Here is a 17,689-nt window from a genome sequence, read left to right as displayed (position 1 = left end):
ATTGGGAAGCTATGTTTGGAAAGAAGAATGTCGATCCGGATGAGTTCTGGAAAAAATATGAAGCGGCGTTAGGGGAAAAGGTCCATTCCTATGCCCTGGGACAATACCTTTCCGGCTGGCCGGAGTACGATTACCCGCTTTGGGGCCTTTTGATAGCCACATCAGGGGGGTTCCGGTTTCACCACTTTCCCCACGAAGGCTGGCTGCAGGTCCTTTCCCGGGCTTCCACCGGGGGCGATCCTCCCAAGGAAAAGACCCTTTTCATCCCCCGGGATCATATCCTCCAAGCGGAACTGCGTGTAGAAAAATCTCTTTTTAAGAGAATATTTTTTGCCAAAAGCCCTCTTTTTGTCCTCCGTTATACGGACAGTACTGGCGCCGAGGCAGAATTTATTGCCGAAGCGGATGCAAAGGTATCCGGGGTTGTTGAAGAGCTGAGCAATGTCTCTACCTCAATATAAGTTGTTATAGTATATAGAGTTAGTATACTCAAAACCGGACGTGGGGAGGGGTACGCCTGTGTTTATAGTACGAAGATGGAGATTGCCCGGTGGATTCACTTGCCGGAGTGGCAGGCTGGGGGACCCTTTGGGGGTTCCTAAAATCTGATTATCCGTGCATTGGTAAGAAGCTCCGGGCCCGAATCGGTGAGGAGTATGTCGTTTTCCAGACGGCAGCCGCCGTGAACGGGATCGTAAAGTCCCGGTTCCAGGGTAAAGACCATCCCCGGTCGGAGCTGCCAGGTATTGTCCTGCCGGCTGCGCAGGTGGGGCGCTTCGTGGGCTTCCAGGCCGATGCCGTGGCCCAGGGCATGGGGCATGGCCTTTCGGGTTTTGCCGAAAATAGCGTCCACCGCCAAGCTGATTTCCCGGGTATAGACCCCGTCCTTAACCATTGAAAGAGCCTTTGCGTAGGCCTTTTCCGTAAGGGAGAGCATCTTTTCCTGGGCCGGGCTCAGGGGAGCTTTAGCAAAGCTGAGGGTTACATCGGTGGTGTAGCCCCGGTACTTGAGGCCGAAGTCCAGGATGGACAGACCGGGCCCGGCGAAGGGTTCGGCGGTATAGGCGGGGAAGGCGTGGATGCCGAAGCTCCGCCCGGCGCCGGCGGCCAGGGTTTCAAAGCCCGTACCTTCGCAGCCCCGTTTACGGCACTCCGCCTCAATAAAGAATACCACGTCAATTTCCGTGGGGAGCCTGCCCGCAGTAATGTTGGTTTCCAGCAGATCGATAAGCTCGTTGGTGATCGCCCCAGCTTTGCGGTAGATCCCCTGTTCTTCCTCGTCCTTTATCGCCCGGAGGCTTTCCGCTTCTCCGTGGGTCCCATTGTTTCGGCAGAGAATATCGTATTCGCCGGCATCTCCTACGTATTTGAGAAAGTTCGTATAGGAAGTAACCGGGGGAATTTCCACCCGTGAACCCAGGGGGAGCTTGAAAAGTGCCGCCGCACCCTGCAGGGCTTTAACCGAACCTCGTTCAAATTCGCTGTAGGGGATAACGACATCCACCTGGGCGTAGATGGCCGCCATATTCGCGTCCCAGGGAACCAGGAGGGACTTTCCCTCGGCGCTCAGGAAGAGAAGTGCGTCCGATGGCTGGCCGGTCATCCAGCGGATCGCAGGATCCCTGCGGCCTTCGGTATCCTCGAACATGGCCATGGAGATCCGTTCATTGACCATCCATTCGTATAGTTTTTTCCGGCGTTCCTCGTAGACACTCATGATACTATCCCCTTAAATAATTTTCCGAAGGCTTCCCGGGAAGCCTCCAGGACAGCATCGGTTTCGCTGTCCCCTATCCAGTAATGGGTGGCAAAGCGGAACACCCCCTGATCCGGTGGGCTGATCACGATATTCCGCTTGGCGAAAAAATCTACGATACCCTTGGCGATACCCCCATCCCTTGCGGGGAGAAATGAAAAGAAAACCATGTTGATATCCACCTCTTCCGGCTTTGTAACAACACCCGGGATAGCCCCAAGTTCCCTGGCCAGCCGTTTCGCCCGTCCATGGTCCTCCGCCAGCCGCTTTGTCTGTTCCTGCAGGGCGATGATCCCCGCTGCCGCCAGTATTCCTGCCTGACGCATTCCGCCGCCCATGATCTTCCGCTTGTACCGGGCGGCCTCGACAAAATCCCGCTTTCCCGCCAATAGGGAACCAACCGGGGCGCAGAGCCCCTTAGACAGGCAGAACATCACCGAGTCTGCACGGGCGGCGATTTCCCGGGCCTCCACCTTTAGTGCGGCGGCGGCGTTGAAGAGCCGGGCGCCGTCCAGATGAACCGGGAGTCCCCACTCATCCGCCACGGTCCGCACGGCATCCATATCGGCAAGTGACACCACCCGGCCCAGGGAGTGGGCATTTTCCAGGCAGATAAGGGATGTAGCCGGAGCGTGGAGATCCGCCTTCCGCAGCCGCTGCCGGAGAGCCTCGGGCCGCAAAACTCCGTCCGGGGCGTGAATAGGCCGGGTTTGTATCCCGGCGATAATCGAAGCCGCCCCGGCTTCGTGCTGGATGATGTGGCACTCCTCCCCAAGGAGCACCTCGGTACCCCGCTTGCACCAGGTAAAGAGGGCCAGTTGGTTGCCAAAGGTACCGGAGGGCACAAAAACTGCCGCTTCCTTACCGCTGATCTCCGCGCCCAGCTTTTCAAGTTTATTGATGGTGGGATCATCGCCGTATACATCATCCCCCACCTCGGCGTTTGCCATGGCCTTACGCATAGCATCGGTGGGGCCTGTTACCGTATCGCTCCGCAAATCTATCATTTTATCACTAGCTCCGTCATCCGAATCGGACATAGCATCTCCCTGGTTGGTGAGTGTATCCCATATTGTTTTTGCTGAATACCCCTTTTTTTGTACTTTGTCGACAAACCGGGCGTGGGGCGGGTTTGGGAAGAATGAGGGATCGTAAAGATCGGGTTTGCTAAATCTTTTTAGACTCTTCCGGTGTAAGCCCGGTGGCTGTGTAATGTAGGGTGACAGTTACTTTTTTAATTGACACAAGCGGGAGAGGGGATGGGCACACCCGGCTGAGTGCATATGGAATTCTCTGCCGGAGGAGACCTACTGGGCTCCGTAGGTAGGTTCTACATGCGCGCGAACGCCGGGTGTGCCCATCCCCTCTCCCGATTTGTCGATTAATTCGGTGAATAAGTATTTAAACTCCTCCTTGACATTTAAACAATCCAATGAGACACTTACAAAATCTATTAGATAAATATAGTTTAATAAACATTCAGTAATTTTAATTAAATTCTATCGCGAAGTATAAAGGAGGATACTGTGATGGCTCAAAATATTCTGAATTATGAAACCGTCGCCCTGGATGATGAAAAAAGCGCTCTGGTTATTGTCGATCAAACCAAACTGCCGGGAAAGGTGGAAATAATATCCCTTACCAAACAGGAAGATATCCACAGGGCTATTTATATCCTGCAGGTAAGGGGAGCGCCGGCAATTGGAGTTACCGCGGCTTTCGGGCTGTATCTCGCGGCAAAGGAAATCCGTTCTGATACCTACGATAGTTTTTATGCCCAGTTTAAAAAAGCTAAGGACTATCTGGCGAGCGCCCGTCCTACCGCAGTAAATCTATTCTGGGCGCTTAACCGCATGGATGAGGCGGCGCAGGCGAATTCCGCCTTGCCTATTCCGGATCTTAAAAAAGCGCTCCACCGGGAAGCCGTCAAAATTCGTGACGAGGACATTTGGGCCTGCCGTTCCATAGGCGAATACGGCCTTGGTCTAATCAAGGATGGCTGCGGTATTCTTACCCACTGTAATGCCGGACAATTGGCCGCGGTGAAGTATGGCACCGCCTTGGCGCCTGTCCATCTTGGCCGCGAGAAGGGGTATAATTTCAAGGTATTCACCGATGAAACCCGTCCTCTGCTGCAGGGCGCCCGGCTCTCGGCCTTCGAGATGGTGGCGAACGGGGTGGATACCACGGTAATCTGCGACAATATGGCGTCCCAGGTAATGAAAAACGGCTGGGTACAGATAGTTTTTGTGGGCTGCGACCGGGTGGCCGCCAACGGTGATGTGGCGAATAAAATCGGCACTTCCGGTGTGGCAATCCTGGCCAAATATTACGGTGTCCCCTTCTATGTATGCGCCCCCACTTCTACAATAGATATGTCGATTGCAAAAGGCGAGGATATCGTAATTGAAGAGCGCCCCGCAGAAGAAGTAACGGAGATGTGGTACAAAGAGCGTATGGCCCCGGAAGGAGTAAAGGTATACAATCCCGCCTTTGATTTTGCTGACAACGAACTAATCACCGGCATTATCACCGAATACGGCATAGCCCGTCCGCCCTATACCGAAAGCCTAAAGCAAATTTTCGAAACAAAAAAAACAGCAAAGAATAATTTATAAACGTAGGAACAATGACCCGCAAAGAAGAATTACGTTTATATTGTTGTGCCCAGCGCCGAATTCCGTTCTGTGACACAAGCGGGCGTGGGGAGGGGTGTACCCGGCTTCATGTATATGGAATTCCCTGCCGGCGGAGACCCGCAGGGGCTCCATAGGCAGACTCTACATGCACATGAAGTCGGGTACACCCCTCCCCACGCCCGATTTGCCGACAGACGCCTATACATTACCCTTCGCCGATAACCGTCTTGTACTGCCACTTGCCTCGAACCCAGCGCGTAGTATAGAGGACAGTTCTGGCGACGAAGTCCAAGCCCATGGCGATCCATACCCCCAAGGAGCCAAACCCAAGGGGGTAAGCCAGGATGTAAGCTGCTATTACCCGGACGAGCCACATGGTGGCGGCGCCCACGACCATACAGTACTGTACATCTCCGGCGGCGCGCAGGGCATTGGGCAGAGTAAAACCCAGGGTCCAAAAAAGGGAAGCGCTGATACATTGTACCCGCATATAACCTTTAGCCAGGGTTTGCGCTTCGGCGCTTAAATTAAACAGGCTTATCAGGGGATCCATAAAGATAAGCATTGAACCATTCAGAATAATAAGTACCACATAGCACAGTTTTAGTATTTTTCCGGCGTACCGTTTGGCCCCCTCATAATCCCCGGCGCCTACGCACTGTCCAACGATGGTCAGAAGGGCAATGCCGAAGGCCTGTCCGGGCATAAAGGACAGGGAATTGGTCACCGAAACAATGGCATTCGCCGCGATAGCCGCGGTACCGAAGCTGGTAAAGATACGGGAAACCAGGATTTTACCGAACTGGAACATGGAATTTTCCACCCCGCTGGGAACGCCTATGTTCAGGATATTACGGATCATCCGGGGATCCAGGCGGAAAGCGGATAAACCCTTCAATGATGCGGGACCGGAACTGTGGGCGCCGGATATGAGCAGGAACAGGAGTATTACCGCCGCAACCACACGGCTAATGAGGGTGGACAGGGCCGCTCCGGCGACCCCGATATGAAGGCCGAAGATAAAAATAGCGTTTCCCCCGATGTTCATGCAATTTACCAGCAGGGCGATAAGCATGGGAACCCTGCTGTTACCCATGGCGCGGAAGAGGGCCGCAGCGGAGTTGTAGATCGCAAGAAAGGGATAGGACAGGGCGGTGATCCAAAAGTAGGTCCGGGCCGCTTTCATCACATCGGCTTCGACATTTCCATAGACCAGCCGCAGAATCCAGGTATGCACAATCAGTGCTGCCAGGGTAATAACAATAGAAATGATGGTATTAGCATAGATAAGCTGCCTGGCAGCACTGGCGGAGTTTTTAGTATCCCTGCGGCCTATGTATTGGCTTACCACCACAGAACCGCCCGTGGCAAGGGCGGCAAAGGCCAGGATAAGCAGATTGTTGATAACGTCCACCAGGGATACCCCGGAGACAGCGTATTCCCCCACGGAGCTGACCATCACCGTATCGGCGATGCCCATGGTAACCCCCAGGATCTGCTCAATTATCAGGGGCCATAAAAGATAAAAAATGGCCCGGTTATCCCACCGTACAGGGGAGGCCAACGCTAGACCCTGTTGCTTTTCATTCTACGGTCACCGATTTTGCCAAATTCCTCGGTTTATCAGGATCGAGGCCCCGAAGGACCGAACAGTAATACGCGTAAAGCTGACAGGGGATAATCGCCAGGATGGGAGAAAGACTCTCCAGGGTCCGGGGTATATGGAAAACCTGATCCGCAGTGCTATCAAAGTAATCCACATCTTCGTAGGTGATCACCGCGGTGGCGGCGTGCCGGGCCTTTACTTCTTTTATGTTGGAATCCATCTTGTCAAACAGCGCCGGCTGGGTACACAGGGCGGTAACCAGGGTAGTTTCATCGACCAGGGCGATGGGGCCGTGTTTCAGTTCTCCGGCGGCAAAGGCCTCCGAATGGGTATAGCTTATCTCCTTGAGCTTTAGGGCGCTTTCCAGGCTCGCTGCGTAATCGAAGAGGCGGCCCATGTAGAAGACCTTGGACTTGTTGAACTGGAGGGAGGCAAAACGCTGAATATCCTCCTTTCCTGCAAGGATACGCTCCGCCTGCTCCGGCAGTTTTTCCAGGGCTTCGATATGGGCAGCCAGTTCAGTATCGTTCATACCGGTCGGTATGCCGATGGTTTCCCGGAGCCGTCCAAGCTGGAGGGCGATGAGATAAACGCACATAAGCTGTGTGGTAAAGGCCTTGGTGGATGCCACGGCGATCTCCGGTCCCGCCAGGGTGGACATTACCAGGTCCGCTTCCCGGGCCAGGGTGGAACCCACAACATTGGTAATGGCGATGATCCGGGCGCCGCCTTTTTTAGCCATACGCATGGCAGCAAGGGTATCCGCGGTTTCTCCGGACTGGCTTATGATAAGGAAAATATCCTTGGGGTTGAATATGGGGTTCCGGTAGCGGTACTCCGAGGCGATCTCCGCCTCCGTGTGGATCCGGGCAAACTTTTCGAAGGCATACTTGCCGATAACCCCGGCGTGCCATGCCGTACCACAGGCGGCGATAACCACCCGTTCCGCCTTTGCCCAGGAAGCATCGAAACCGATCTCTTCCAGGTTGATAGTTTTTGTACCTGCAGTTTTAATCCGTGCCCGCAGGGTATCCCGCAGGGCCTTGGGCTGTTCGTGAATTTCCTTGATCATGAAGTGCTCGTAACCGCCCTTTTCGGCGGCGGCGGCGTCCCACTCCACATGCCGGCTTTCCCGTTGACGCTGTTCGCCCTCTTCGTTGTAGAACTCTATCCGGTCCCGGTAGAGTACGGCGATTTCCCGATCCTCCAGGTAGTAGACTTCCCGGGTATATTCCAGCAGTGCCGGTACGTCCGAGGCGATGAGGTTTTCCCCCTTACCCGCCCCAACCACCAGGGGACTTTCCTTGCGAACCGCGATGATCCGATCCGGATCATTCTCACAGATGATCCCCAGGGCATAGGAACCCTCAAGCCGTTTCAGCGCCCCAATCACGGCCTGCAGTAAATCACCTTTATAATAGAAGTTAATAAGATGGGCGATAACCTCGGTGTCGGTTTCGCTGAGGAAGATAACCCCGTGCTCCATAAGCCATGCTTTGAGTTTGGCGTGGTTTTCTATGATCCCGTTGTGGACCACGGCGATTTTACCGGATACATCAGTATGGGGGTGGGAGTTAATGTCGGAGGGTTCACCGTGGGTTGCCCAGCGGGTATGCCCTATACCCATGGTACCGTCCAGGCCGCCTGTCCCCAGTTCACCGGCAATCTTCTCTTCCAGGTTTTTTAGGGCGCCCTTGGACTTCCGAATCGTCAAACCGGCCCTGCCTAAAACGGCGATCCCCGCGGAGTCGTAACCCCGGTACTCCAGCCGTCTAAGGCCCTTAATGAGAATTGGGGCTGTCTCTTCCGCCCCGATATATCCGACGATGCCGCACATGGGTGTACCTCCTTAATGCGTAACTATCAGGGCGTTAAGCACCAGGGGGACGGAACCGGTATTTTTGACACCGTGAGAAGCGCCGTTGCCGGTGATGATCACATCCCCGGGCTTTACGGAGACCTCCGTACCATTGTCATTGGCAGTGCCGGTACCGGAAATAAAGATGAAGTATTCGGTTTCATTATCATGCTTATGGTAGCCTATGGACGCCCCGGGTTCCAGGGACAGTTCCGCCAGCATACGGGCGTTCTTTTCCGTATCGCTCGGCACAAAATAGGTGAAGTTAACGATCCCTTCACCACCCCTCATTTTTTCCTTTTTTTCAGTTCCCATTGAATTCCGTTGTACGAACATGGTAATAACTCCTTAAAAATGGTATGCTAAGTGTCATAATATTCTTTAACAATAAAAAAAGGAAGGGATCCCAGGGGAGTATATGCAGGATTTATGGAGTTACATTTTATTGGGGCGCCCGGTGAAACAATGGTTCCTGGCGGCGGCTTTTATCGCCGGGGGCTTTGTGGCCGGGAAGATCTGCTCCTGGATCATGGCGGCCATACTAAAACACGCCTGTTCCAAGACCAAATCCAAGCTTGATGATCTGATCATAGACGGAATCCGGCTGCCCCTGGTTATCGGCGTTACCTTGGGGGGTATACATCTGGGGCTGAAACAACTGGGAATGTCCCCAGGGGTGTCACTTTGGACGGACCGTATCCTGTATATTCTTCTGATCCTGTTTTTTAGCCTGGGCATAAACAGGATCTTCGGCGCCATTGTTGATCACTATGTGCCCGGCAAAGGGGGGGCGCTCCTTAAGGGGGAGACATCCCTGCAGCCTTTGCTGCGGAACTTCTTTACAACCCTTGTTTGGATCATCGCGGCCGTCCTGGTCCTGCGGGTCCTGGGCTACAATATCAGCGCCCTATTGGCCGGGCTTGGTTTGGGAGGCGCCGCCCTGGCTCTGGCCTCCAAGGATACGCTTTCCAACTTTTTTGGGTCCATCACGGTCTTTGTGGATAAGCCCTTCCGGCTGGGCGACCGGATAAAGATAGGCGATTACGATGGGGTTATCACCGAAATTGGGATACGGACCGCCCGGCTGCGAACCCTGGAAAACCGCACCGTGGTTATCCCCAACAGCCTCTTCGCCGCCACCCCCATAGAGAACGTCAGCTCCGCCCCCCATTCCAAGATCACCCAGACCATAAGGGTTCGGGGGGATAACACCGGCGAAAAGATTGCCCAGGGGATTGACCTGCTGAGGAATATCCACAATACCGTCCCCGGCCTGGAAGGCCAGCCCATCGCGGCCCTGGCCTCCGTAGGCGGTCTGGTCTGCCAAATCACCTTTGTCTACTATATTACCAAGCAGGCCGATTACTGGGGAACCATCAACGCGGTGAACCTGGAGGTCCTCCGGCGTTTCGAGGAGGCGGGCATCCGCCTGATATAATATGCCCCGTATTGAATACCGGCCTTCCGGGCCCCGGTCCCCAGAGCGAAAGTCCCGGCCCTTACTGATTTTCTACCGTGTTCTCCTGGTCATCGTTTTGTTTCTGGTTCTGGTCATCCTGGGGGGTTCCCTCTATGCCCTGATACTCCGACCCAAGGCCGCCGCATCCCCGCCGGTTTCCCCCGCCGCGCCCTTGTCCGCCGGTGACGCGAATATCTTTACCGGCCTGGGCCGTCTCCGCTGCCCCACCGCCGCGCCCAATCCGGGGATGGTGATCCTCCAGGCAGCCTTCCCCTATTACCCCGGCGACCGGCCCTTCTCGGAGGAACTGGTTTCCCGGCTCAAGGAGCTCCGGAACATCAGCATCGCCTATTTTGCCGCGCTCAGCGTAGAAGAGCTGGGCCGCAAAAGCGAGGCTGAAATAAAGGCGGAACTCCTGTCCCGGTACAATGCCATACTCCGGCTGGGGCAGATAGAAATACTGTACTTCAACGAATATATGCTGATAGAGTAGGCGGTATAAATTTAGTGCCCTGTACTTATCGGCAAATCGGGCGTGGGGAGGGGTATACCCGTCTTCATGTGCATGTATCTTTCATAACCGGGGGGACCCAGGCCAACGGCCGGACTTCCCCACCATTTCGGCTCCCGGCGCCCGGCGTTCCCCCTCCAAAAAGGTGCCTGCCGACCATGGCGGGTCGCCCTTTCCTGCCTTTTGTTGGTAGTGGCGGGAATGGCGGATTTATGGTATAGTTGGAGATGATTATGGAACGAATGAACGATGCACGGACTTACCAGTCCGCAGAAGCCCGGGCCCTGGACGATGAGATAAGCCGCGCCGACCTTACCCTGGGCCCCAATGGGACGGGCTTTTTGAGCCAGCGCGAAGCCCGGCTTATGGGCTACGATGCCCTCACCATGAATTACCTTGGCAACGAAAACGAAGCGGAACACAAAACCCCCGCCCAGATTGTCGGTGAGATGGTGCGGGAGAAGATAGCCGTTTCCGCATAGCAGAAAGGGCCGGCCCTTTCCTGCCATAGTTTTTCTGTGCATACAAGCCTCCGATACGATACGGCTTGTATAGTGATTCTGCTTTGCCGGTGAGCCCTGTTTTTCCACTGTGGGCCTCCCCAGCTCCCGCGTCCCCCAGCCCTGGAGTTTGGCTCCGCCAAACTCCAAGACGAAAAAGGCGCCCGGCGCCTTTTTCGTCCAGGAACTTGCCCGCAGCCTTTTTATTACTCCCAATAGAGCTTGGGATATGCCGGGTTCGTGTTGAATATGGTCAAGTTGTTGCCCAGGTTCTTCCAGTATTTGCCGTTATCGCTGCCGTCGCCGATACCCCATTCCTTGAGGTAGAGCTCGTTGCCGATATCGGTATTGGTGTCGACGGTGGGCCAATAGGCGAAGCTGAACTGCGAGGTGGGGCCGGCGGGCCTGCCGGAACTGTGGGATCCAACGCCTGCGACTGCACGGTCATCAGCTATATCGGTCCAGTAGCAGCCGATGATGGAGATGTAACTGGGGTCCTTGCCGTTGAACCCCAGCACGCCGCCGGCATTAAAGAGGTCACCAGGTAGATTTTTGCAAATGGAGCCGGTGTTGTAGCAGGCGATGACGGCGCCGGTACGGTTCCTCCCTACCACGCCGCCGACGGCGTCGTAACCATTAGTAATGTTGCCGGTGTTGTAGCAGGCGACGATTTCATTGGATTCGAGTAGCCCCAGCACGCCGCCGACATTTGTAAAACCGTAAACCTCGCCGGTGTTGGAGCAGGCTTTGACATGGCTGTTAGAGCCATTAGACCCAAGTACGCCGCCGATATTCTCATAGCCTTTAACCTTGCCGCTGTTGGAGCAGGCTTTGATCCCGCTCCACGAATAAGAATAACCCACCACGCCGCCGATACTGTTGCGGCCGGTAACGGAGCCGGTGTTGAAGCAGTTGGTGACATAGCCTCCGCGGCTGTACCCCACCACGCCGCCCATATTGGAGCTGGAGTTAAAGCCATTAATTGTGGCGTTGTTGGAACAGTTTTGGATGGTGGCGTCGTAGATGGACCCCGCCACGCCGGCGATACTGCTGCCCCCACCACCGCCGTCAATGGCGTAGTCGGCAACGGTACCGCTCGCTATATGCACATTTGACACAACGCCGTGTTCAACATACCCAAAGAGGCCCTGGTTGTTTAAGCCGCCCCCCATGTAGGATATATACAGGTTGCTGATAGCCTTGTCGTCGCCGTCGAAGGTCCCTCCTCCAAGGGTCACCGGCGTCCATTGCTGTGTTGAGGAACCCATCAGGTCCAGGTCCGCTTCCTGAATGTAGCGGCCGCTTCTGTTGTCATCGGTGTTAATCAACTGGAACTCCGCATAGCTGCCTATGGGGACGCCCCGGCCCACATTGTCCCGGAACTGGAGATCGCCGTTGCTGTCTATCTTCAGGCTGACCTGCTGATTCGGCTTGCGGCCGATGAGGATAGTCTTCGATTTCCCCGTGAGGGTGATGCTCTTGATAAGGTCATTGTCCTTGTCAGTGGTATACTCCCCAGTCCAGCCCCCGTATACCGCCGGGTCCCCCACCTTAAAATCCTTCGCCAGAAACTCAAAGTTCGTGCCAGTCACGGTGGTGGTCATGTTCCCGTAGATGTGGACCGTCATGCTCTTCTCCAACACCCCCGTTTTGTCCTTGTTCAACAGCTTCGCCTTGAGCTTGTAGCTCCCGGCAGGTAGCCCTGTCTTGGTTAGGGATGTGCCGCTCGTGGTGGCGGTCAAGATAACAGGGGACTCGCCCGTTTTCGTAAGGGTCAGGTTGCAGACCGTGGCCCCCGACGGGTAGTTGATGGTATATTTCAAGGTCCCGTTCCCGGTCACCGGCTTCAGCGTCACGGTGACGTTCTTGTCATCGCCATTGGCCACAGAGAAGATCGTCGTCCCGGTCCCCACCAGGTGGTTTGCGTCGATAACATTATCGACATACGCATTTACGGTCAGGGTGTAGCCATCCCCCTCCGCCAGGATAAACTTCCCGCTTTTCTGCTCAGGCGTTACCGCCTCAAAGCCCTTTTCCCAGGTATAATCATACTTAACCGACGTAGCAGGCGGCGTAGGGTACACAGTCCCCACAGGGATACTGCCGGTGAAGGGGGGGGTCATCGTGGTTTCCCAGCTGGGGGTGGTGACCGCCACCTTTCCGCCGGTGGTTGCCGGGAAGCTGACGGTGAAGCTCAGGGTGTTCATGACGGTGTCGCCACCGACAATGGTCCCGCCGCTCACGATCCAGTCGCCGGAGGTGGTCCCGTTCACCGTGGGGGTGAAGCTGCCTGAAAACTTGTAGCCGCTTCTGGCCGTCAGGGTGATGACCGCCCGGTAGGTGGCCTGGGGCATGAAAGCGCCGCCGGAGAAGTCGGCCCAGGAATCGCCCCCGGTGAACAGCTTCCAGGCGAGGCTCGTCACCGTGTAGGGCGCTTCGCTGTCGACGTTCAGGCTCTCGGCCGGGGCCACCTCCGTGGCGGGGGCCACAAGGTCGGTCACCGCGGCGGTTTTCACCAGAAACGCCGTAAAGTCAGCAACGGTAAAGGTCCAGTCCGCCGGATCAATAGTAGTTTTCATATTCTGATACACATGGACCACGTCATTTTTCCCCGCAGTCCGCCCCTGGTCGTCCTTGAGCTGCACCGTTAGGGCGTAGTACCCCGCATCCGCCTCCTCCACGGTTCCCTTATGGGTCATCGTGTTCTCGACATCCTCGGAAGGGTCGTTCAAAGTAACAGGAGTGTCGCCCCCTATCTTTTTCAGGGTGATGGCGGCAAAGGTCGCCGCCTTCGGGTAGCTGATGGTATAGTCGATAGTTCCCTGCCCACTGCCCGCTATGGGGTTGAGGATGATGGCTATGTTCTGGACATCGGCGTCATCACTAACCGTAAAGGATGTGGCATCGCTCTCTCCCACCGGCTGTTCATGATCCGCGTCGAGATAGGCCTTCGCCGTCACCGTCCAGTCATCCCTGATTTCCAGGGTATACACCCCATCCTCGTCTACTTCAGGCGTCGTAATGGCGTCGCCCTTGGTAAAGGTATATTCCAGGTAAAGGTCTTCCGGTTCCGGCGCGGAGGGAAAGATAGTCCGCTCGGACCCTGCCCGCAGGGCCGGGGAAGCCCGGAGGCCCAGCGAGGCCGGGGCGCTGCCGCCAAAGTCCGGGACAAACCGCACCTGCGCTGTCCCCGCCGGCGCCGGCGCCGTCCCTCCCTGCGCCTGCGGCGGCGATGCCGGGTTGGCACAAGAGAGGAACAAAGCCGCCAGAACCCCGGCCCCCGCCCCCCGTAATAACACCGCCATGGTTCCCCGTATCATTTGTATACTCTTCATACCTTCCCCCTAGTTCCCAACCGTAATGCTAATTATTGTTGAATACGGCACGCCGCCCTTCACCACCTGCAGCGTTAGCCGGTACTTCCCGATGTCCCAGTCGGCGCTGTCAAACGCAAAGGACGAATCGGTTTCCTCCTCCTGCACCACCCCGCCTATGCTCCACTGGTAGCTGTCGGCTTTCTCACTGTCCTTCACCGTAACGAAGAGAGCCTTTGCCTTGCCGCTATCCCCGGCCCTCGAAAGGATCACCGTATTGGGCGCGTCGGTAACGATGGCATGGTTCTCCATCCAGGCGGTGATCGGCTTCCCGGCGGGGTGTATGGTGAAGGACACCGCTTCGCTCTCAGCGCCCTGGTAGTTCGTGGTTTCCGCCACCGCCGCCTTGACCCAATAGGTCCCGGCCTTTTCGGGAGCCTTCCTGTCGTACTCGCCGTCTTCCGCAGTGGCGTAGGTGTACGACACGCCGCCGCTCCCCAGATTGCCGCTCTCCAGTTGCGGGTCAGGCTCCCCCGGCGCGGTGAAGGATTCCACCTCCACCACCGGGGTAATCGGCGCCTTGCTGATGGTCACCTCAACGCCGGTAATGCTTACAGGCGCGGCGTAGTTATCCGCATCGTCCCCGATCAGAACGATATTGCTAATGGTAACATTCTTCTTGTCCGCCCCGGCGTTGGCGCTGTCCACCGCCCCTTCCGCGGTGATGGAGACCTCGTCGTCGCCCACCACGTTTCCCGCCTTGATGGTGACAGTCACCGTTTCCGAGCCGTCATAAAACCGGTCCATAGCCTCCGCCTTCTTAACGGTGAGGAGCCGCCTGGCCACCGGGCCTATGTCGGCTCGTTTGTTGCCGTCGTAACCTGCGCGGCTCACTTCCACGACGATATGCTTGTCCACATCGGCGGCGGTCAGGGTATAGGTGGCGGCGTTCTCGTCGTCAATCTCCGCTTCCTCGCCCGCCGCTATGTCGCCCCGTTTCCAGACATAGCTCAGGTCGCCGGGTCCCGCTTCCAGGTCAGTGGTAACCGCCGTCAGTTCCTCGCCATAGATCGGCAAACCGTCCAGGCTCACCGTGCCCATCAGGGCGGGCTTCAGGTCCGCCTCGCTAAAGTCATAGGTCGCCAGGGTTTCCAGGCCGGGGTAGAGATGGGCCACCCAGCTGCGGGTGGCGCTCAATCCCCCACGGGTCAGCTTGACCTGCACCAGATAATAACCGGCGTCCAGGTCGACAGTGCCCGCATACTTGCCTTTGCCGCCTGCATCCTTGTCCCAGGTTAAGGCACCAGTGCCGGCAGTCACGTCCGGGTCGTCCCCGTTCGTTTTTGTAACCGTTATCTTGGCGGAATCAAGCTTCGTCTGGTCAATAGCGCCAATGCTGATGGCATAGCGCAGCGTTCCCTTCGCCGCGTTGTCCCCCGTATAGGGCGACAGGGTGATGCCCAGCGCCGGGTTCTCCCCGGCGCCGATGGTGGTTTTCGCGCTGCCCCATGCCGCCGCCACGGTCGACGTGGCCTTGGTATACGCCGTGGCAGTAATGGTCCAGGCCCCCAGGGCCAGGTCCACCGAAGCGGAACCGTCGATGACCGGCATAGGCTTAGGGATAGCAGCCCCCACAGGCCCCTGGAAACTCAGGATAATGGCGCCAAAGTCCTCCGCCGCAGGGTACAGGGTCCGCGCCCCGGCCCCTGCCAGGGAGACCGTCACCCGCCCGTAGCCATCGGGAACCGTATCCGTGAAGCCGCCGCCGGAGGAGGACCGCTCTGACAGGGGATTCATACACCCCCCCAGGGCCATCAGCGCCAGAAAGGTGACTGCCGACCAAGGTCGGGTCACCTTTTTCAGAATGGAAATGGAAATGGTGACCATATTGTGTTTGTTCATGCCGGTCCTCCCTTACTTGCTTACCGTGAAGCCGATTTCTTTGGAATACGTGACCCCGTCCCGGTCACCCTGGAAGGTGACCTGATGGTTCCGCACATCGTAATCCCCCGCGTTCAGCGTAATGCTGTCGCCATCAACGCTGACGGCCGCATCGCCGTCCACATACCACTTCACGCTGGTATATCCTGTGGCGTTTATGGTCGCTTTGGCGTCCCCGGCCCTGGACAGCGTGATGCCGTCCGCCGGGAAGTCGATAAGGTCTACCTCGTGGCTCAGGTTCAGGCTGACCGTAATGGCGAGGGTTTTCGCCGTTACGGCGATACTCACCGGGATATCCTCCACCACCAGATAATTCTCCGTGTCCGTGGGGGTGTACTTCGCCTTAAAGGTATGGTCCCCCACGCCGCCCACCGCGGTGGTCGTCGGGTTCTGGTCGGTGTCCCAGCTAAAGCCCCCGGACAGTGCAACATCCGCCAGGGTCTGCCCGGCAAATGCACTGAGGGTGGTGGGCGCCGTGTAAACAGGCGCCGCCTTGCTGATAGTCACCGTAACGCCGGTAATGCTTGCAGGCGCAGGCGCAGTATAGTTACCCGCCGCCGCCCCGGTCAGGTCGATGCCGGAAATGCTGACAGTCCTGCTGCCGACGTTGGCGTTGTCCGCCGTCCCCGTCCCCGTGATGGAGACCTCATCACTACCCACCTTGTTTGTTGGCGTGATGGTGACAGTCACCTCTGTCGTGCCGTTGTAGGGCCGGCCTGTGGCCGTTGCCGTGGCGGTGAGGGGGCGCTTGGCCACGGTCACCGTCAGTGTTGCGGTGACCGCATTATAGGTGGCGTCCCCCGCCTTGGTGGCGGTGATGTACCCCGTACCCGCCTTCAGGAAGCTAACGGCGCCGCTGGCCGCGTCCACGCTGACCGCCCCGTCGCCCCCGCTTGCCGCATAGCTAATCCCACCGTCCCCCGACCCACCGGTGGCGGTATAGGCGCCGGCGCCGTCGCCGTAGGTTTTACTCACCGTTTCTGCGCCAAACCCAAAGGCCTCCTGGCTCAGCTTGCCCACGGTTATTGCCGCGCTTCGCACTGCCGCGCCCACACCATAATTCGCGCTCGCCCCGGCGCGGGCATACACATAGTAGGTAACGCCGTAGTCAAGCCCGTTAAAGCTGGGCGAATCTTGCCAGCCCGTGTCCGGCGCAGTGTCCCCGGTACTTATGGCGTACTCAGGCTCCTGCTCATCGTTGTCCACCGTAAGCGCCGTTGCCGTGATAGTAGTCCCGGCGCTGTCCCCGCCCGGCGTCCCCACGGCGCCCCCCGCCGCCTTGCTGACAGTAATACTCACCTGCGCCGTTGCCGCAGCCCCGCCGTCATAGCTCACGGTGATGGTCGCCGTATAGCTTCCCGCCGCAAGGGCCGCCACAGGCTGCACAGTCCGCGTAGCAATACTGCCACCCGCGCTTACCGCATCCCCGGAACCGCCCAGCGTAAAGTCGTCCTTCCCGTCGCCGCTCAGCGCGACCGCGCTGATAGCCGCTGCCCCAGTCCCGCTATTGGTAATCGTAATAGGCTTCGCCTCAGGCTGCGCATCGCCATAGACCGCCCCGTCAAAGCTGACCGCCGTCACCCCCAGGATGGGAGCCGGGCCGGGTTTGGTCCCGGTCTTGGCGGCGGCGGCGGCAGTAAACACGCCGCTCGCCGTGGCAAGGTCCAGCGCCGCCCCGTCATCCCGCGCCGCCCGAGCAGCGTCAATGGCCGCCTGGTACGCCGCCTTTTCCGCGCCCGTAACAAAGTGAACCCCCAGGGGGATCGCCGCAGCGTCCTCCCCGCTTGCCGTGCCGGCGATCAGGGTTTCCGCCTCCGCGATAGCCGCAGTAAGGGCGGCCTTGTCCACACCCACCAGAGGCCCCTCGGCCCCCGGTTTCGATTCAGTAATCCAGGCATCCCGCAGGATAGGGTTCCCGCACCCTGCTACACAGAGCAGCAAGGGCGCCAAAAAAGATACCAGGCGCCATTGTGTGATTTGTTTCGTTTTCATAACTCACTCCCCCGGACTTTAGTCCGCTTCATGCAAGATAATTATAGTTACCCGGCGGTTTTTCTCCCGTCCGGCATTAGTCATGTTTGAATCCAGGGGCTGCGCCGCCCCCA

Annotated in this window: 13 protein-coding genes; 5 read left to right on the top strand and 8 right to left on the bottom strand. The window is 57.4% G+C overall.

What is annotated here, in order from left to right; translation table 11 throughout:
• The first annotated feature begins 11 nt into the window (after positions 1–11).
• Entirely contained in the window at positions 12–461 is a 450-nt protein-coding gene (locus TPRIMZ1_RS0117410) for a hypothetical protein (protein WP_010263729.1), read from the top strand.
• A 137-nt stretch (positions 462–598) separates the two neighbouring features.
• On the opposite strand, the gene TPRIMZ1_RS0117405 is transcribed toward TPRIMZ1_RS0117410, so the two are convergent.
• Both TPRIMZ1_RS0117405 and TPRIMZ1_RS0117400 read right to left on the bottom strand, forming a co-directional pair.
• Positions 599–1,717: a M24 family metallopeptidase gene (locus TPRIMZ1_RS0117405; protein WP_010263727.1), complete on the bottom strand. Its 1,119-nt coding sequence runs from the start codon at positions 1,715–1,717 to the stop codon at positions 599–601.
• Complete coding sequence (locus tag TPRIMZ1_RS0117400; protein WP_010263725.1) at positions 1,714–2,796, bottom strand: threonine aldolase family protein; 1,083 nt, start codon at positions 2,794–2,796, stop codon at positions 1,714–1,716. Before TPRIMZ1_RS0117400 ends, TPRIMZ1_RS0117405 begins: the two co-directional genes overlap by 4 nt.
• Positions 2,797–3,285: 489 nt before the next feature.
• Between TPRIMZ1_RS0117400 and mtnA the strand changes: the two genes are divergently transcribed.
• Positions 3,286–4,374 carry an S-methyl-5-thioribose-1-phosphate isomerase gene (gene mtnA, locus TPRIMZ1_RS0117395; RefSeq protein WP_010263723.1) on the top strand — a complete coding sequence of 363 codons (1,089 nt, stop codon included), beginning with the start codon at positions 3,286–3,288 and terminating at the stop codon, positions 4,372–4,374.
• Positions 4,375–4,600: 226 nt separating this feature from the next.
• Here mtnA and TPRIMZ1_RS0117390 read toward each other — a convergent pair whose 3' ends face one another.
• From TPRIMZ1_RS0117390 to TPRIMZ1_RS0117380, 3 genes are read right to left on the bottom strand one after another with little or no spacing between them, the layout of a single operon-like run.
• Positions 4,601–5,959, bottom strand: coding sequence for an MATE family efflux transporter (locus TPRIMZ1_RS0117390; protein WP_010263721.1), 1,359 nt, complete (start codon positions 5,957–5,959; stop codon positions 4,601–4,603).
• Between the two features lie 19 nt (positions 5,960–5,978).
• Entirely contained in the window at positions 5,979–7,838 is a 1,860-nt protein-coding gene (gene glmS, locus TPRIMZ1_RS0117385; protein WP_010263719.1) for a glutamine--fructose-6-phosphate transaminase (isomerizing), read from the bottom strand.
• A 12-nt stretch (positions 7,839–7,850) separates the two neighbouring features.
• Entirely contained in the window at positions 7,851–8,195 is a 345-nt protein-coding gene (locus tag TPRIMZ1_RS0117380) for a cupin domain-containing protein (RefSeq protein WP_010263717.1), read from the bottom strand.
• 121 nt (positions 8,196–8,316) lie between these two features.
• On the opposite strand from TPRIMZ1_RS0117380, the gene TPRIMZ1_RS0117375 reads away from it, so the two are divergent.
• From TPRIMZ1_RS0117375 to TPRIMZ1_RS19485, 3 genes are all read left to right on the top strand, one after another.
• Positions 8,317–9,297, top strand: coding sequence for a mechanosensitive ion channel family protein (locus TPRIMZ1_RS0117375; protein ID WP_232616869.1), 981 nt, complete (start codon positions 8,317–8,319; stop codon positions 9,295–9,297).
• A 1-nt stretch (position 9,298) separates the two neighbouring features.
• The gene (locus TPRIMZ1_RS0117370; protein ID WP_010263713.1) at positions 9,299–9,811 is read left to right on the top strand and encodes a flagellar basal body protein FliL; all 513 of its coding nucleotides are present in this window, start codon (positions 9,299–9,301) and stop codon (positions 9,809–9,811) included.
• 251 nt (positions 9,812–10,062) lie between these two features.
• Positions 10,063–10,311: a hypothetical protein gene (locus TPRIMZ1_RS19485; RefSeq protein WP_010263712.1), complete on the top strand. Its 249-nt coding sequence runs from the start codon at positions 10,063–10,065 to the stop codon at positions 10,309–10,311.
• A 224-nt stretch (positions 10,312–10,535) separates the two neighbouring features.
• Here the strand turns inward: TPRIMZ1_RS19485 and TPRIMZ1_RS19480 are convergent, their stop codons facing one another.
• The 3 genes from TPRIMZ1_RS19480 to TPRIMZ1_RS0117350 are packed head-to-tail and all read right to left on the bottom strand — an operon-like array spanning position 10,536 to position 17,576.
• A complete protein-coding gene (locus TPRIMZ1_RS19480; RefSeq protein WP_010263710.1) occupies positions 10,536–13,664 on the bottom strand; it encodes a hypothetical protein in 3,129 nt (1,042 codons plus the stop codon).
• A gap of 9 nt (positions 13,665–13,673) precedes the next feature.
• The gene (locus TPRIMZ1_RS0117355; protein WP_010263709.1) at positions 13,674–15,545 is read right to left on the bottom strand and encodes a YDG domain-containing protein; all 1,872 of its coding nucleotides are present in this window, start codon (positions 15,543–15,545) and stop codon (positions 13,674–13,676) included.
• A 12-nt stretch (positions 15,546–15,557) separates the two neighbouring features.
• The gene (locus TPRIMZ1_RS0117350) at positions 15,558–17,576 is read right to left on the bottom strand and encodes a beta strand repeat-containing protein (RefSeq protein ID WP_010263708.1); all 2,019 of its coding nucleotides are present in this window, start codon (positions 17,574–17,576) and stop codon (positions 15,558–15,560) included.
• Positions 17,577–17,689: the final 113 nt, after the last annotated feature.

Origin of the sequence: Treponema primitia ZAS-1, from assembly GCF_000297095.1 — a bacterium.
Taxonomy (GTDB): domain Bacteria; phylum Spirochaetota; class Spirochaetia; order Treponematales; family Breznakiellaceae; genus Termitinema; species Termitinema primitia_A.
Note: the sequence above shows the minus strand (reverse complement) of the source record. Positions and strands in the feature narration are given on the sequence as shown.

Excerpts from the sequence above, each read along its gene's own strand:
- TPRIMZ1_RS0117350 (WP_010263708.1), bottom strand. The coding sequence starts at position 17,576 with ATGAAAACGAAACAAATCACACAATGGCGCCTGGTATCTTTTTTGGCG.
- mtnA (WP_010263723.1), top strand. The coding sequence starts at position 3,286 with ATGGCTCAAAATATTCTGAATTATGAAACCGTCGCCCTGGATGATGAA.
- TPRIMZ1_RS19480 (WP_010263710.1), bottom strand. The coding sequence starts at position 13,664 with ATGAAGAGTATACAAATGATACGGGGAACCATGGCGGTGTTATTACGG.
- TPRIMZ1_RS0117410 (WP_010263729.1), top strand. The coding sequence starts at position 12 with ATGTTTGGAAAGAAGAATGTCGATCCGGATGAGTTCTGGAAAAAATAT.
- TPRIMZ1_RS19485 (WP_010263712.1), top strand. The coding sequence starts at position 10,063 with ATGGAACGAATGAACGATGCACGGACTTACCAGTCCGCAGAAGCCCGG.
- TPRIMZ1_RS0117380 (WP_010263717.1), bottom strand. The coding sequence starts at position 8,195 with ATGTTCGTACAACGGAATTCAATGGGAACTGAAAAAAAGGAAAAAATG.
- TPRIMZ1_RS0117370 (WP_010263713.1), top strand. The coding sequence starts at position 9,299 with ATGCCCCGTATTGAATACCGGCCTTCCGGGCCCCGGTCCCCAGAGCGA.
- TPRIMZ1_RS0117400 (WP_010263725.1), bottom strand. The coding sequence starts at position 2,796 with ATGTCCGATTCGGATGACGGAGCTAGTGATAAAATGATAGATTTGCGG.
- glmS (WP_010263719.1), bottom strand. The coding sequence starts at position 7,838 with ATGTGCGGCATCGTCGGATATATCGGGGCGGAAGAGACAGCCCCAATT.
- TPRIMZ1_RS0117355 (WP_010263709.1), bottom strand. The coding sequence starts at position 15,545 with ATGAACAAACACAATATGGTCACCATTTCCATTTCCATTCTGAAAAAG.
- TPRIMZ1_RS0117405 (WP_010263727.1), bottom strand. The coding sequence starts at position 1,717 with ATGAGTGTCTACGAGGAACGCCGGAAAAAACTATACGAATGGATGGTC.